Annotated in this window: 14 protein-coding genes; 1 reads left to right on the forward strand and 13 read right to left on the reverse strand. The window is 69.5% G+C overall.

Features of this window, described 5'->3' with window-relative positions:
- Positions 1 to 128: 128 nt before the first annotated feature.
- The 4 genes from dsrE2 to ACESMN_RS04260 all read right to left on the reverse strand — a co-directional run bounded on the left by dsrE2 (position 129) and on the right by ACESMN_RS04260 (position 3,400).
- Positions 129 to 590, reverse strand: coding sequence for a sulfur carrier protein DsrE2 (gene dsrE2 / locus ACESMN_RS04245; RefSeq protein ID WP_373052345.1), 462 nt, complete (start codon positions 588 to 590; stop codon positions 129 to 131).
- A 123-nt stretch (positions 591 to 713) separates the two neighbouring features.
- A complete protein-coding gene (gene bioF / locus ACESMN_RS04250) occupies positions 714 to 1,913 on the reverse strand; it encodes an 8-amino-7-oxononanoate synthase (RefSeq protein ID WP_373052388.1) in 1,200 nt (399 codons plus the stop codon).
- 27 nt (positions 1,914 to 1,940) lie between these two features.
- On the reverse strand, positions 1,941 to 2,951 hold the full coding sequence (gene bioB / locus ACESMN_RS04255) for a biotin synthase BioB (RefSeq protein WP_373052346.1): 1,011 nt from the start codon (positions 2,949 to 2,951) through the stop codon (positions 1,941 to 1,943).
- Positions 2,948 to 3,400 carry a hypothetical protein gene (locus tag ACESMN_RS04260; protein ID WP_373052347.1) on the reverse strand — a complete coding sequence of 151 codons (453 nt, stop codon included), beginning with the start codon at positions 3,398 to 3,400 and terminating at the stop codon, positions 2,948 to 2,950. Before ACESMN_RS04260 ends, bioB begins: the two co-directional genes overlap by 4 nt.
- A 35-nt stretch (positions 3,401 to 3,435) precedes the next feature.
- Between ACESMN_RS04260 and ACESMN_RS04265 the strand changes: the two genes are divergently transcribed.
- Positions 3,436 to 4,176, forward strand: coding sequence for a ComF family protein (locus ACESMN_RS04265; RefSeq protein ID WP_373052348.1), 741 nt, complete (start codon positions 3,436 to 3,438; stop codon positions 4,174 to 4,176).
- 210 nt (positions 4,177 to 4,386) lie between these two features.
- On the opposite strand, the gene ubiA is transcribed toward ACESMN_RS04265, so the two are convergent.
- From ubiA to dprA, 9 genes are all read right to left on the reverse strand, one after another.
- Positions 4,387 to 5,256: a 4-hydroxybenzoate octaprenyltransferase gene (gene ubiA / locus ACESMN_RS04270; RefSeq protein WP_373052349.1), complete on the reverse strand. Its 870-nt coding sequence runs from the start codon at positions 5,254 to 5,256 to the stop codon at positions 4,387 to 4,389.
- Positions 5,257 to 5,495: 239 nt separating this feature from the next.
- Positions 5,496 to 6,158 carry an OmpA family protein gene (locus ACESMN_RS04275; protein WP_373052350.1) on the reverse strand — a complete coding sequence of 221 codons (663 nt, stop codon included), beginning with the start codon at positions 6,156 to 6,158 and terminating at the stop codon, positions 5,496 to 5,498.
- Positions 6,159 to 6,236: 78 nt separating this feature from the next.
- Positions 6,237 to 7,079 carry a shikimate dehydrogenase gene (gene aroE / locus ACESMN_RS04280; protein ID WP_373052351.1) on the reverse strand — a complete coding sequence of 281 codons (843 nt, stop codon included), beginning with the start codon at positions 7,077 to 7,079 and terminating at the stop codon, positions 6,237 to 6,239.
- Positions 7,076 to 8,092 carry a porphobilinogen synthase gene (gene hemB / locus ACESMN_RS04285; RefSeq protein ID WP_373052352.1) on the reverse strand — a complete coding sequence of 339 codons (1,017 nt, stop codon included), beginning with the start codon at positions 8,090 to 8,092 and terminating at the stop codon, positions 7,076 to 7,078. Before hemB ends, aroE begins: the two co-directional genes overlap by 4 nt.
- The gene (gene hemF, locus ACESMN_RS04290; RefSeq protein ID WP_373052353.1) at positions 8,089 to 9,018 is read right to left on the reverse strand and encodes an oxygen-dependent coproporphyrinogen oxidase; all 930 of its coding nucleotides are present in this window, start codon (positions 9,016 to 9,018) and stop codon (positions 8,089 to 8,091) included. Before hemF ends, hemB begins: the two co-directional genes overlap by 4 nt.
- 139 nt (positions 9,019 to 9,157) lie before the next feature.
- Positions 9,158 to 9,760, reverse strand: a complete 603-nt coding sequence (locus ACESMN_RS04295; protein WP_373052354.1) for an L-threonylcarbamoyladenylate synthase — start codon at positions 9,758 to 9,760, stop codon at positions 9,158 to 9,160.
- A 34-nt stretch (positions 9,761 to 9,794) separates the two neighbouring features.
- A complete protein-coding gene (locus ACESMN_RS04300) occupies positions 9,795 to 12,332 on the reverse strand; it encodes a DNA topoisomerase I (protein ID WP_373052355.1) in 2,538 nt (845 codons plus the stop codon).
- A 138-nt stretch (positions 12,333 to 12,470) separates the two neighbouring features.
- The gene (locus tag ACESMN_RS04305; protein ID WP_373052356.1) at positions 12,471 to 12,956 is read right to left on the reverse strand and encodes a DUF494 family protein; all 486 of its coding nucleotides are present in this window, start codon (positions 12,954 to 12,956) and stop codon (positions 12,471 to 12,473) included.
- Positions 12,953 to 14,068, reverse strand: coding sequence for a DNA-processing protein DprA (gene dprA / locus ACESMN_RS04310; RefSeq protein ID WP_373052389.1), 1,116 nt, complete (start codon positions 14,066 to 14,068; stop codon positions 12,953 to 12,955). Before dprA ends, ACESMN_RS04305 begins: the two co-directional genes overlap by 4 nt.
- Positions 14,069 to 14,076 lie beyond the last annotated feature (8 nt).

Below are 14,076 nucleotides of genomic sequence, written 5' to 3' on the forward strand. Positions count from 1 at the left end.
GGCGCGGGGGGCCCGCGGGGGGGGCCCGCTGCGCTTGGCCCACCCTACAGGCCCCGGCGGCCAGAGCGGTGGGCCTGCTGCGCTTGGCCCACCCTACAGGCGCCGGGGCGGTTGCAGGGCGGTGGCCTTCAGGTGAACAGGCAGATGTCGGATTCGCCGGCGGACTGGAAGAAGGTGGCGGCGCCGGCGTACTCCACGCCGGGGATGAAGTCCTTCTTGCTGAAGCTGTGCAGCTCCGCGGTCATCTGGCAGGCATACATCTTCACATCGGCGTCCAGGCACAGCTGCCGCAGCTCCTCGATGTCGGCGACACCCTTCGCGTGCAGCTTCTCCCGCATCTTGCGGGTGAAGATGGCCTGCATTCCCGGCAGGGTCTGAATGAGCACCGGGACCCGCGACCCGAGGGCGGGGTTGCCGAGCGGACTCGCCTGCAGGCGCAGATTGCGCTTCAGCAGCTGGAGCCCGTAGAAGGTGAAGAACATCCGGCACTCGTAACCGAGGGCGGTCGCGGTCGATGCGAGGATCAGGGGCGGGTAGGCCCAGTCCAGCGAACCCTTGGTGACGATGATGGTGATGATCTTTGCCGACATTGCGAAGACTCCGGGTAGAAAGATCGACGGGCGTCCCTGCCCCATAGTGGGCCATGCGGAAGGTTCGGCACCAGATGGCTGTGCTTCACGGGCACCGAACTCCGCCTCTTGGCAAATAGGACCTCAGCAGGCCCCCGGAGGTGCCGCGCGATCCTGCGGGAGCAACCGGTCGATTGCGTCGAGCAGCCGGTCCACCTGCGTTTCGGTGTGAGCGGCCGACAGCGTGATGCGCAGGCGCGCGCTGCCTTCCGGCACCGTCGGCGGCCGGATCGCCGGGACCAGCAGCCCCCGCTCGAGCAGTGCATCGGCCATCGCGGTTGCCAGGCCCGAGGGACCGAGGATCACCGGCTGGATCGGGCTGATGCCCTCCGGAGCGGCGACTCCGAGCTGCGCCAGCCCCTGCCGCAGGCGGCGCATCAGGCCGCGCAGATGATCCCGGCGCCAGGATTCCCGCCGCGCGAGCGCGAGCGATTCCCGGGTCGCGGCCGCGACTGCCGCGGGCATCGCCGTGGTATAGACGTAGGTCCTCGAGAACTGGGTCAGGGCCTCGATCAGCGTGCGGCTGCCGGCGACGAACGCGCCCGCGGTGCCCAGGGCCTTGCCCAGCGTGCCCATCAGCACCGGGACCTCCGCGGGGCTGAGGCGGAAGTGCTCGCAGCTGCCGCCACCGTGGTCGCCGAGCACACCGAGACCGTGCGCGTCGTCCGCCATCAGCCACGCCCCGTGCCGTTGTGCGAGCGCAGCCAGCGCGGGCAGTGGCGCGGGATCGCCATCCATGGAGAAGACGCCATCGGTGACGATCAGCCGGGAGTGCTGCACCGGGGTCGCCTCCAGCAGTGCCGCCGCGTGCTCCGCGTCACCGTGCCGGTAGCGTCGTGTCCGGCAGCCGGCCAGGCGGCTGGCATCGAGCAGCGAGGCATGGTTCAGGCGGTCTTCCAGCACGGTATCGTGACGCCCCAGCAGGGCCTGAAGCACGCCGAGATTGGCCATGTATCCGGTCGAGAACAGCAGCGCCCGTTCGCGGCCGGTGAATTCGGCCAGATCCTCTTCGAGTCCCGCGTGGGCCCGGGTGTGGCCGTTGACCAGATGGGCCGCGCCCGCCCCCATGCCGTAGCGCTCAAGCGCCGTGCGCGCCGCGGCGGCGACCCTCGGGTCGGCCGCCAGGCCCAGGTAGTCGTTGGAGCAGAACGCCACCACCCGGCGTCCGTCGATCACCTGTTCCGGCGACTGCGGTCCCTCCAGGGTGCGCGGCGCGCGCCACCGGCCCGCCGCACGAGCCGCGCCGAGGCGCTCGCGGAGCCGCTGTTCGATCGACACCTCAATAGACCTGCATGCGCGGAATGTGACGGGTCAGCCGTGCTGCACGGGGGCCGCCTGTTCGCCCTGCGGCTGGGTCCCGGCCGCGGACTCATGCGCCGTCTCGGGCTGAATTCCCAGCCGTTCGAACAGCCGGCGGTCGCGGCTGGTTTCCGGGTTCGGCGTGGTGAGCAGCCGTTCCCCGTGAAAGATGGAGTTGGCTCCCGCCAGGAAGCACAGGGCCTGCATCTCGTCGCTCATGTCCGTGCGGCCCGCGGACAGGCGCACGTGCGACTCCGGCATCAGGATACGGGCCACCGCGATGGTGCGGACGAACTCGAACGGATCCAGGGCCTCGGTCCCGTGCAACGGCGTGCCCTCCACCTGCACCAGCTGGTTGATCGGCACGGATTCCGGGTGCCGGGGCAGGCAGGCCAGCTGCTGCAGCAGGCCGGCGCGGTCCCGGCGCGACTCGCCCATGCCCAGGATGCCGCCGGTGCAGACGCTCAGCCCCGCCTCGCGCACGTGCTCGAGGGTGTCGAGGCGCTCCTGGTAGGTGCGCGTGCTGATCACCTCCCCGTAGTACTCGGGCGAGGTGTCGAGATTGTGGTTGTAGTAGTCCAGGCCCGCCTCGGCCAGACGCCGGGCCTGCTGCGGGGTCAGCATCCCCAGCGTCATGCAGGTCTCCAGTCCCTGGTCGCGAACGGCGCGCACCATCTCGATCACGCGGCCGAGGTTGCGGTCGGTGGGGTTGCGCCACGCGGCCCCCATGCAGAACCGCGTCGCCCCGTGCTCCCGGGCGCTCCGCGCGGCCTGCTCCACCTCCTCCAGCTGGAGCAGGCGCTCGCGTTCCAGGTCGACCTGGTGATGGGCGCTCTGGGGGCAGTAGCCGCAGTCCTCCGGGCAGGCCCCGGTCTTGATCGACAGAAGCGTGCTGACCTGCACCCGGTTGGGGTCGAAGTGTTCGCGGTGGACCTGCTGCGCGCTGAAGATCAGATCGCTGAACGGGAGGTCGAGCAGGGCCTCGACCTCCTCCCGGGTCCAGTCGTGACGAATCGGTGTCATTGATGATGTTCCTCGGAGTCGACCTCGACCTGGACGTCGTGCCAGCGCTCCCGGCGGATGCGGATCAGCGCCAGGATCGTCCAGGGGATCAGGATCAGGGCGGCCACCACCCAGTAGGCACGATAGTAGGCAAGGTCCGGTGGAAAGAAGGTGGCCACCACGATCAGCGACCCCATCAGTGCGTAATAGCGGTAGGCGGCCCACTGCGTGAACCGGCCGACCCGGTCATCGGGATGATGGCGACACATTGCATAGACCATCATCGACGCTCCGAACCAGAAGATCAGTGGTACGATTCCCATGATCGCGGCGATGATGGTGGCGATGCCGACCTCGCCGCTCACCAGGAACAGCGGTATGCCCGCCAGGGAGACGGCGATGAGGTTCCCCCAGTCGAAGGTCGAGGCGGCGCGGCGGCAGGAATTTCCCGGGACGGTCTTGGTTGCCATCAAGGCCCCACTGCAAAAACCCCAAGTCTAGCACCGTGCCCGATCGCCACCCAGAATCCCCCAGTCCCGCTTCCGGACACTGGGGACGGTTCCTGCAGTCGTGGGGCGCGAGCCTGCTGGAAGGCCTCTATCCCGGGCGCTGCGCGCTGTGCCTGGATCCTGCGCCCGCCGGGCTCTGCGCTGGCTGCGTATCCGATCTCGCCCGTCCCGGACCGTCCTGCCCGACCTGCGCGGAGCCGCTGCCGTTCACGGGTGGCTGTCCGTCGTGCCAGCGCAGCCCGCCCGCACTCGATGCGGTCTCGACGCCCTTCGTCTACGCGTGGCCGCTGAGCCACCTGCTGCTCGCCTACAAGGGCGGTGGCCGCCCGCAGCTGGCGCGGCCGCTCGGGTCACTGCTGGCCGGGCACCTTCCGGAGACCGCCACCGGCGCGGTCGATCGCGTGATCCCGGTCCCGCTGCACGAAGGACGTCTGGTCCGCCGCGGCTTCAACCAGGCCGAGGAACTGGCCCGGGTGCTGTGTCGGCGGCGCGGCCTGTTTGTCGACACCCGGAGCGTCACCCGCGTGCGCTCCACCCCCAGCCAGCAGGGCCTCAGCCGCCGCGCCCGCCGGGCCAACCTGCGCGGCGCCTTTGCAGTGTCGGCGGACCTCTCGGGCGAGCGGATCCTGCTGCTCGACGACGTGATGACCACCGGCACGACGCTGAACGAACTCGCGGATGCCGTTCGCCGCGCCGGCGCGACCCGCGTCACCGCCGTGGCTCTCGCTCGGGCTTGAGGGAACGCACGCGGTCGGGGCGCGGGGCTTCGAGCGCAGTCCGGAAGGCCCCCAGTCTTCACGCAGCATGACCCGAGCGCCCGCTGGCGGGACGCCGTAAATACATCCCTGTAGGCTTGACGGCAGCATCCATGCTGCCGACACCCGCCAGCGGGCGCTCGGGTCACGCTGCTTCCGCTCAATCCGCCTGGAGGGCGGGGCGCAGTGCCATCAGCCGAGTAGCAGGGTGTCGGCGACCATGCCCACCAGTACCACCAGGCCGAGGTGGTGGTTGTTGCGGAAGGCGCGGAAGCAGGCCTCGGGTTCGCGGTCGAAGATCAGGAACTGCTGGTAGAACATCAGCATCGCCACGACGACCAGCGCGCCCAGGTAGATGCCGCCGAAGCCCGCCTGCTGCCCCACCAGAAAGAGACCGAACCAGACCAGCACCTGGAGGATGCCGGTGATCAGCCGGTCCTGTTCGCCGAACAGGATCGCGGTCGAACGCACGCCGATGGCCAGGTCGTACTCGCGGTCCACCATGCCGTAGAAGGTGTCGTAGACCACCGTCCAGGTCAGCGTGGTGACGAACAGCAGCCAGGCGATGGGCGGCGGGGCCTCGTTGGTCACCGCGGTGAAGGCCATCGGCACGGCCCAGGCGAAGGCGGCGCCGAGGTGCACCTGCGGCAGGCTGTGAAAGCGCTTCGTGAAGGGGTAGGTCGCCGCGAGCACCACCGCAACCAGCGCATAGGCGACGGTCAGCGGGTTGGTGAGGAGCACCAGCGCGAAGGCGAGGGCGGACAGCGTCAGGAAGACGGCCACCGCCTCCCAGGGCTCGATGCTGCCCTGCGCAAGCGGGCGCGACCGGGTACGTTCGACGTGGGGGTCGATGTGCCGGTCGGCGAAGTCGTTGATCGCGCAGCCCGCCGACCGCATCAGGGTGACGCCCACCGCGAATATCAGCACGATATGCAGCGGAGGCATGCCATCGGCCGCGATCCACAGGGCCCAGAGCGTGGGCCAGAGCAGCAGGTAGATGCCCACCGGGCGATCCAGGCGGATCAGCCGGGCATACTCGGCAAGTCGCGCGCGCGCGGTCATCTCGGGCCGGTGTTCGGGTCAGGTTTCAAGCTTAACGCAAAAGCCGTCGCGGCTGCTGTGGCGCGCCTGTGGCCCGTTCTACGGGGGCGGGGTCTGGCTGGAGGTGCCGATCCGCGTGGGGATGCCTCCCTGTAGGAGCGTGCCTGCACGCGAGTGGCCGTCAGGGACGGCGCCCACGGCGTCAGGCGCACCCGTGGCGCGTTCGCGAGCGAGGTTCGCTCCTATGGGGGGCTTGGGGATTAGCCGGCGGTCAGCGGGAACAGCGTGAGTTCCACCCGGCGGTTCAGGGTCCGGCCCGCGGAGCTTGCGTTGGTCGCGACCGGCTGGTGGGGACCAAAGCCGATGGTGCCGATGCGTACGGGATTCACGCCCCGGTTGCGCAGTGCCCGTCCGACACTCTCGGCGCGTCGTTCCGACAGGCTCATGTTGTATTCGACACTGCCGGTGCTGTCGGTGTGACCGGCGATCTCGATGCCGGTCTGATCGTACTTGTTCAGCACCAGCACGACGGAGTCCAGAACCGGATCGAACTCCGGCTTGATCTCGGTGCGGTCCACGTCGAAGGTGATGTGACCGGGCATGTTCAGCACCAGGTTGTTGCCCACCCGGGTCACGCTGACGCCCGACCCCTCCAGCTGCTGCCGGATCTCGACCTCCTGCCGGTCCATGTAGTTGCCGATCGCGCCCCCCGCGAGGGCGCCGATGCCCGCCCCGACCATTGCCCGCTCGGTGCGGTTGCGGCTGGAGGTCACGCTGCCGACGATGGCGCCGGCGAGGGCGCCGATGCCCGCCCCGGTGGCGGTTCGCGACGTGCGCTCCTCCCGGGTGTAGGGATCCATTGCGGTGCAGCCCGTCAGGAAGGCGAGCAGTCCGACGAAGGCCAGGAGCAGGGGTTTGTGCATGGTGTTGTCCTCGGAACCGCGGTGTTTCCAATCAGAAGCCTAGTCTAGATCGGCGAGTTGAACGAAACCTGAAGCCGTTCACGCGGTGGCGAGCGTCTCCCGAAGCTCCCGCAGAACCGGCGTGGTGTCCGGTCTGACCCCGCGCCAGGCCGCGAAGGATTCGGCGGCCTGCTCCACGAGCATCCCGAGACCGTCAGTGACGCGTCCGGCGCCCTGTCTCCGGGCCCAGTCCAGAAACGGGCGCGACGCCGACCCGTAGACCAGGTCATAGGCAAGACTGGTTTCGGCCAGCAGTCCGGGCGGCAGCTTCAGGCCCTGCTCTCCCAGCCCGGCGGCGGTGGCATTGATCAGGAGGTCGTAGGGACCGTCCGGAATGGTGTCGAGGCCGCTGGACTCGAGGCGCGTGGTACCCGCCAGTTGCGCGAAGGACTCCACCAGCGCAACGGCGCGCTCCGGGGTCCGGTTCGCGACGACCAGCCGGGCGGGCGCCTCCCCCAGCAACGGCTCCAGCAGCCCACGGGTGGCCCCGCCGGCCCCGAGGATCAGGATCTTCCGGTCGGCGAGCTCCAGGCCCAGGCGTATGCCGAGGTCGCGCAGGAACCCCGTCCCGTCGGTATTGTCCCCGGTGAGGGTGCCGTCGGCTTCGGCCCAGACGGTGTTCACGGCCCCGGCGCTCTGCGCCCTCGCGGTGCGGCGCTCGACCAGGCGGAAGGCCTCTTCCTTGAACGGCACGGTGACGTTCAGGCCGCGCAGGCCGGTCCGGAACCAGTCGCGCACGTCCTCCGCGAAATGCCCCGGACGTCCCAGACGGGCCTCGTAGATCATGGACTGGTTCGTCTGCGCGGCGAACAGCGCGTGGATCCTCGGCGACAGGGAGTGACCGATCGGATTGCCGACCACCGCGTAGCGGTCCGGTTTCACGGGATCGCGTCCTCCCGCAACCAGGTGGCGGCGGTGAGCGCGTAGTAGGTGAGAATGCCGTCCGCTCCGGCCCGCTTCATCCCGGTCAGGGCCTCGAGCACGCAGGCCCGCTCGGCGATCCAGCCGTTCTGTGCCGCGGCCTTCAGCATCGCGTATTCGCCCGATACCTGGTAGACGAAGGTCGGGCGCCGGAACCGGTCCTTCACCCGGCGCACCACGTCGAGGTAGGGCATCCCCGGCTTGATCATCACCATGTCGGCGCCCTCGGCCAGGTCGAGCGCCACCTCGTGCAGGGCCTCGTCGCCATTGGCCGGGTCCATCTGGTAGGTCTCCTTGCCGCCCCGTCCGAGATTGCCCGCCGAGCCCACCGCATCCCGGAACGGGCCGTAGAAGCTCGATGCGTACTTCGCGGAATAGGCAAGGATGCGCGCGTGAACGTGGCCGTCCGTCTCCAGTGCCTGCCGGATCGCGCCGATGCGTCCGTCCATCATGTCGGAGGGCGCGACCACGTCGGCACCCGCCTCGGCGTGGGAGCGTGCCTGGCGCACCAGGGCCTCGACGGTGACGTCGTTCATCACGTACCCCTCGTCGTCAACGATCCCGTCCTGGCCGTGCGTGGTGAACGGATCGAGCGCGACGTCGGTGATCACGCCGAGTTCGGGGAGGGCCGCCTTCAGCGCGCGCACCGCGCGCTGCGCAAGTCCCTCCGGGTTCCAGGCCTCGGCGGCGTCCAGGCTCTTCTTCTCGGGGGGCACGACCGGAAACAGCGCCAGGGCCGGGATGCCCAGCTCCACGCAGGCCTGCGCCACGTGCAGCAGCTCGTCGATGCTCATCCGTTCCACCCCGGGCATCGAGGCCACCGGCTCGCGCCGTCCCTCTCCCTCGCGGACGAAGACCGGGTAGATCAGGTCGTCGGCGGTCAGTCGATGCTCGCGCACCAGGCGCCGGGAGAAGGCATCGCGGCGCAGGCGCCGGGGACGCGCCGCGGGAAAGCTGCCGGTGGTATCGCTCATGATCCGGGCTCTTCGTTGATCCAGTCGCGGGGTTTCAGGTAGCGCTCGTACAGTCGCGCCTCGGGGGAGCCGGGCGCCGGGTGCCAGTTGTATTCCCAGCGCACCAGCGGCGGCAGTGACATCAGGATGGACTCGGTGCGGCCCCCGGATTGCAGTCCGAACAGGGTACCCCGGTCGTAGACCAGATTGAACTCCACGTAACGCCCGCGGCGGTAGAGCTGGAACTCCCGCTCGCGTTCGCCATAGGGCGTACCCCTGCGCCTCTGCACGATCGGGCCATAGGCCTCCAGGTAGTGCTCGGCGACACTGCGCATGTAACCGAAGCAGCGATCGAAGCCGCCGTCGTTCAGGTCATCGAAGAACAGCCCGCCAATGCCGCGCGTCTCGTTCCGGTGCTTCAGGAAGAAGTATTCGTCGCACCACCGCTTGTGCCGCGCATAGAGGTCCGGGCCGAACGGCCGGCAGGCGGTCTCGGCGGTCCGGTGCCAGTGCACGCAGTCCTCGTCGAAGCCATAGTAGGGCGTCAGGTCGAAGCCGCCACCGAACCACCAGATCGGCGGCTCGGCTTCCCGCTCCGCGACGAAGACCCGGACGTTCGCGTGCGAGGTCGGCACGTAGGGGTTCAGCGGATGGATCACCAGGGACACGCCGGCCGCCTGAAACGAGCGACCGGCCAGCTCGGGCCGATGGGCGGTGGCCGAGGCCGGCAGGCCCGAGCCCATTACGTGCGAAAAGTTGACGCCGGCCTGCTCGAAGACGGTCCCGTTGCGCAGCACCCGCGAACGCCCGCCGCCACCCGCCTCGCGGGTCCAGGCATCTTCGCGGAAGCGGGCGCCGCCATCGAGAGACTCGAGGCCGGAGCAGATCCGGTCCTGCAGGGCCTCGAGATAGTCCAGCACGGGTTCGATGCGAAAGTCTTCGTTCATGGCCAGTTTCCTCCCTGCGGCACAGGCAAGTGCCCGCAGAATCGACCACCGCGGGTGATTGATTCTAAGCCAGGCTGCAAACCGGCTGTGCAGCGCCGCGTGCGCTGGGAAGGCCGGGATGGCTCCATTCAGCGCTTCCCTAGCGCGCCACCGGGCCGCCCCGGATCCAGGCGCCGGTCACCATATCGCGGATGCTGCTCGGCCTCTCCGCCTCGCCGCACGGCCGGTCGAGAATGCCGTCCACGCGTCCCTCGAAGTGCCGCCGGACGCATTCGGTGTCGCGGCAGGGCGGTGCGCCCGACCGGTTCGCGCTGGTGGAGACCAGGGCCGAGCCGGCCGCGGAGCACAGGGCGCGCACCGAGGCGTGGGCGGTCACCCGGACCGCAAGCCGGGTGTGGCGGCCGCGCAGCCAGTCCGGACAGGCCGGGCGGGCCGGCCAGAGCCAGGTGTGCGGGCCGGGCCAGGAGGCCTCGGCCATCGCCTGCATCGCCTCCGGCACGGGCTCCAGCCAGTGGGCCACGCGCGAGAGGTCGTCGGTGATCACGATCACGCCCTTGCCCACGTCGCGGTTCTTGATCTCCAGCAGGCGTTCGAAGGCGGCGGCATCCGCAGGCCGGCAACCAAGTCCGAACACCGCCTCGGTGGGGTAGGCGATCACCCCCCCGTTGCGCACCACGGTCGCGATCGCCTCGATGTCTGCAGAGACCCGGGTCTCGCGTGCGTCTCCGGCGGGAACAGGCATCGGATCCGTGACGGTCGGTGCGGCCGCGGGCGCGTCAGGTTCCGCCTGGCGCGCCCGGCCGGGAACCCGTACGGCCGGATCCGCCGGTGTCGCGTTTCGAGCCCTTGGCCGGCTTGGACGCGGCCGGCTTCTTCGCCGCCGCCCGTTTCTTCCCGCCGGTGGCCGCCTTCGCGGTTGCGGAGCGGGATGCGGTGGGCTTCTTCGTGCCGTTGGGCTTCCCGGCCGCCGCCTCCTTCCGGGGCGTGCTCTTCGCCGATGCCTTTGCCGCCTTGCCGCCGCGCCGGCCGCGTCGCTCCGGGGCCGCGGCCAGCAGCTCCCGGCACTCCTCCAGCGTCAGGCTGGCCGGTTCCCGGTCCTTCGGGATCTTCGCGTTCTTGCTGCCATCGGTGATGTAGGGCCCGTAGCGGCCGTTGAGGACCTCGATTCCTTCCTCCGGGAAGGACCGGATGTGCTTCTGGGCATCCAGGGCCTTCTTCTCGGCAATGATCTCCAGTGCCCGCGGCAGCTCGATGGTCCAGACGTCGTCGTCGGGCCCCAGCGAGGCGAACTTCCGGCCGTACTTCACATACGGGCCGAAGCGGCCGACGTTCACCTGCACCGGCTCACCCTCTCCGGTCTCTCCCAGGTCCCTCGGCAGCCTGAACAGCGCGAGGGCCTCCTCCAGCGTGACCTGGTCCATCTTCTGCCCGGGCAGAAGCCCCGCGAACCGCGGTTTTTCCTCGTCGTCCTTGGTGCCGATCTGCACGATCGGGCCGAACCGGCCCAGGCGCACGCTCACCGGCCGCCCGCTCTTCGGGTCGGTGCCCAGATCGCGCGACTGCACCGCCTCGGCGCGGCTCACGCTTGCCGCCTTGTCCTCGACCTGCTCGCGGAAGTCGGTCCAGAAGCGCTCGAGGACCGGGATCCACTCCTTCTCCCCGCGGGCGATCTCGTCCAGCTCGTCCTCCAGCTTCGCGGTGAAGTCGTAGTCGACGTAGCGGGTGAAGTGCTGGGTCAGGAAGGCGTTCACGATCCGTCCGATGTCGGTGGGCAGGAAGCGCTTGCCGTCCATCTCCACGTATTCGCGCGACTGCAGCGTCGAGATGATGCTGGCATAGGTCGACGGCCGGCCGATGCCGTATTCCTCCAGCGTCTTGACCAGGCTGGCCTCGGTGTAGCGCGGCGGCGGTTCCGTGAAGTGCTGTTCCGCGTCGATGTCGAGCAGGTCCACGACCATGCCCTCGGCCAGCTCCGGCAGGCGCCGTTCCTCGTCATCCCGGCTGGCCTCGTCGCGGCCCTCCTGGTAGACGGCGATGAAGCCGGCGTGACGCAGGGTGGAACCGGTGGCGCGGAAGCGGTGGGAGCTGTCGCCCGGCACGAGGTCGGCCGCGACGGTGTCGAAGGTCGCGTGGACCATCTGGCAGGCGACGGTGCGTTTCCAGACCAGCTCGTAGAGACGGGCCTGGTCCGAACTCATGCGGTCGCGGATCTCGTCCGGGAGCCGCCGCACCGAGGTCGGGCGGATCGCCTCGTGCGCTTCCTGCGCGTTCTTCGACTTGGTCTTGTACTGGCGCGGGCTCGACGGGAGGTTGTCCGCGCCGTAGCGCTCCTCGATCAGGCCCCGGATCTCGGCGATCGCCTCGCCGGCGAGGGTCACCGAGTCGGTACGCATGTAGGTGATCAGGCCGATCGCGCCGCTGCCGAGGTCGATGCCCTCGTAGAGCTGCTGGGCGACGCGCATCGTGCGGCTGGCGGTGAAGCCGAGCTTGCGCGAGGCCTCCTGCTGGAGCGTCGACGTGGTGAAGGGGGCGGCCGGGTTGCGCTTGCGCTGTTTCTTCTCCACGGAATCGACGCGCAGGCGACCGTCCGCCGCCTGCAGCAGCCGGTTCCGGGCGTCATGCGCCAGCGTGTCGGAGTTCAGATCGAACTGGTCGAGCCTGCGTCCGTCGAGATAGGTGAGCCGCGCGGTGAAGGCCTGGTCCTTGCGCCGCACCTGCGCGTCGATGGTCCAGTATTCCCGTGCGACGAAGCGCTCGATCTCGTCCTCGCGCTCGCAGATCATCCGCAGTGCCGGGCTCTGCACCCGTCCCGCCGACAGTCCCCGCTTGATCTTGCGCCAGAGCAGGGGCGACAGGTTGAACCCGACCAGATAGTCCAGCGCGCGCCGTGCCTGCTGGGCGTTGATCAGGTCGCGGGACAGGCTGCGCGGATGCGCGACCGCGTCCCGGATCGCGCGCTGGGTGATCTCGTGGAAGACCACGCGCTTCACTGGCCGATCGCCGAGCAGGCCGCGCTCGCGGAGGATCTCCAGCAGGTGCCAGGAGATGGCCTCCCCCTCGCGGTCGGGGTCGGTTGCGAGGATCAGCGTGTCCGCCGCCTTCAGGGCGCGGGCGATCGACTGGACCTGCCGCTCGTTGCGCTCGATCACCTCGTAATTCATCCGGAACCCGGCATCCGGGTCCACCGCGCCCTCCTTCGGGACCAGGTCCCGCACGTGTCCGTAGGACGCGAGCACGGTGAACTCCGGCCCGAGGTACTTGCCGATGGTCTTGGCCTTTGCAGGCGATTCCACAATGACGAGGTTGTTGCTCATGTCGCTCGGGACCACTCCGTCTGCGCCCGGGTTCCAGGAGGATGCGTCCGCGCGGAGCCGCGGAAATCCGCACGGCCAGGCCGCAGGCGGCGTGTCGGCTCGGGAAGGCGGCGGACGCAGGGCTGCGTTAAGGGTCTTTCAGTGAAGGTATTCGGTCAGCGCGGGTACGCTCTCGGCCATCACCACCTCCTCGAGACGCGAGTAGGCGATGTTGTCGTCGGGCTGGTTGAACAGCACCATCAGCACGACCCATTTCAGCTGATGCAGATCGATCTCGTCGGCATCGAGTTCCATCACGCGGTCGATCACCAGCTCCCGGGTCCCGGTGGTGAGCAACCCGTTCTGCTCCAGGAACACCAGGAAGCCCCGGGCCTCGAGGTTCAGCCGATGCTGCTCCTCGAAGGTATACACTCGCTGCGCCGCCTCGGACCCGAGGCGCTCGGGCACCGGCTCCTCGCTGACCAGACGGTCCAGCCATCCCAGCGCCTGGTCGATCTCGGCAGAGGGGAAGCCCGCCTCGTGCAGGCGTGCCTGAAGGTCCTGCCGATCCGGTTCGCTGTCCGAGTCGTCGTCCATGTAGTGATCGAACAGGTACATCAGCACGTCCAGCACGTCTTCTTTCATGTCGTGTGCGTTCCTGCATCGAGGCGCTGGTAGCGCCCGTGGCTGAGTGAGGCCACGCGGCCGTTGAGTTCCATCAAAACCAGAATGGAGGAAAGCGTCTCCACGGTCAATCCGGTGCGCTGCAGCAATTCCTCGAGGCTCACGGGATCGAATCCCATCAGTGTCAGTACCCGCTCGTGCTCGGGATCGAGGCTGGCGGCATCGTCGGGCGGCGGTGCCGGATCGCTTGAGCGTCCGCCCACGCCGAGCCACTCGGCGAGATCCTCCAGGATGTCGTCAGGCGATTCCACCAGCTGCGCCCCCTCCTGGATCAGCCGGTGGCAGCCCCGGCTCAGCGGGCTCAGGATCGATCCCGGTACCGCATAGACCGAACGCCCCTGTTCGGCGGCGAGACGCGCGGTGATCAGGGAGCCGCTGCGCAGCGCGGCCTCAACCACCAGGGTGCCGAGGGCCAGTCCGCTGATCACCCGGTTGCGCTGGGGGAAGTGGCCGGAGCGTGCCGCGGTGCCGGTCGGCCAGAGGGCAACCATCAGGCCCTGGTCCGCGACCCGGTGCGCAAGGCGGCGGTGTGCCGACGGATAGACCCGATCGGGACCGGTGGCCACCACGGCCACGGTGCTTCCCCCCGGTCCGGACAGTGCGCCCCGGTGGGCAGCCGCGTCGATACCGCGGGCGAGGCCGCTGGTCACGGTCAGACCCGCGGAGGCGAGCGATCGGGCGAAGCGTTCGGCGATGCGCAGCCCCTGGGGTGTCGCCTCGCGGCTGCCCACGATCGCGATCTGCGGCCGCCGCAGCATCGCGGGATCCCCGACCAGGTACAGGGCCGGCGGCGGATCGGGCAGCTGGGCCAGCAGGGGCGGGTAATCCGGGTCGTCCCGGGTCAGGATGAAGTGCCGGGGGTCGCTCTCCAGCCACTCCAGGTCGGCGTCGACCCCGGCCTCGCGGACCGCGACGTCGCCGCCCTCGCACGGGCTGCCGCCGGCGCCGGCCGCGGCCCAGGCCCGGGCGTCGGCCTGCAGTGCCGCGGCAGGGGTTCCGAAGGCCTCCAGCAGGCGGGCGACACGCCGTGGGCCGAGTCCCGGGGTGTGCAGCAGGCGGAGCCAGTCACGCAGCCGTTCCC

This window comes from Thioalkalivibrio sp., from assembly GCF_041690275.1.
GTDB lineage: Bacteria > Pseudomonadota > Gammaproteobacteria > Ectothiorhodospirales > Ectothiorhodospiraceae > Thioalkalivibrio.

What these genes read in the sequence shown, in the direction of transcription:
- dsrE2 (WP_373052345.1), bottom strand. Translation starts at nt 590, where the DNA reads ATGTCGGCAAAGATCATCACCATCATCGTCACCAAGGGTTCGCTGGAC.
- bioB (WP_373052346.1), bottom strand. Translation starts at nt 2,951, where the DNA reads ATGACACCGATTCGTCACGACTGGACCCGGGAGGAGGTCGAGGCCCTG.
- ACESMN_RS04260 (WP_373052347.1), bottom strand. Translation starts at nt 3,400, where the DNA reads ATGGCAACCAAGACCGTCCCGGGAAATTCCTGCCGCCGCGCCGCCTCG.
- ubiA (WP_373052349.1), bottom strand. Translation starts at nt 5,256, where the DNA reads ATGACCGCGCGCGCGCGACTTGCCGAGTATGCCCGGCTGATCCGCCTG.
- ACESMN_RS04275 (WP_373052350.1), bottom strand. Translation starts at nt 6,158, where the DNA reads ATGCACAAACCCCTGCTCCTGGCCTTCGTCGGACTGCTCGCCTTCCTG.
- hemB (WP_373052352.1), bottom strand. Translation starts at nt 8,092, where the DNA reads ATGAGCGATACCACCGGCAGCTTTCCCGCGGCGCGTCCCCGGCGCCTG.
- hemF (WP_373052353.1), bottom strand. Translation starts at nt 9,018, where the DNA reads ATGAACGAAGACTTTCGCATCGAACCCGTGCTGGACTATCTCGAGGCC.
- ACESMN_RS04295 (WP_373052354.1), bottom strand. Translation starts at nt 9,760, where the DNA reads ATGCCTGTTCCCGCCGGAGACGCACGCGAGACCCGGGTCTCTGCAGAC.
- ACESMN_RS04300 (WP_373052355.1), bottom strand. Translation starts at nt 12,332, where the DNA reads ATGAGCAACAACCTCGTCATTGTGGAATCGCCTGCAAAGGCCAAGACC.
- ACESMN_RS04305 (WP_373052356.1), bottom strand. Translation starts at nt 12,956, where the DNA reads ATGAAAGAAGACGTGCTGGACGTGCTGATGTACCTGTTCGATCACTAC.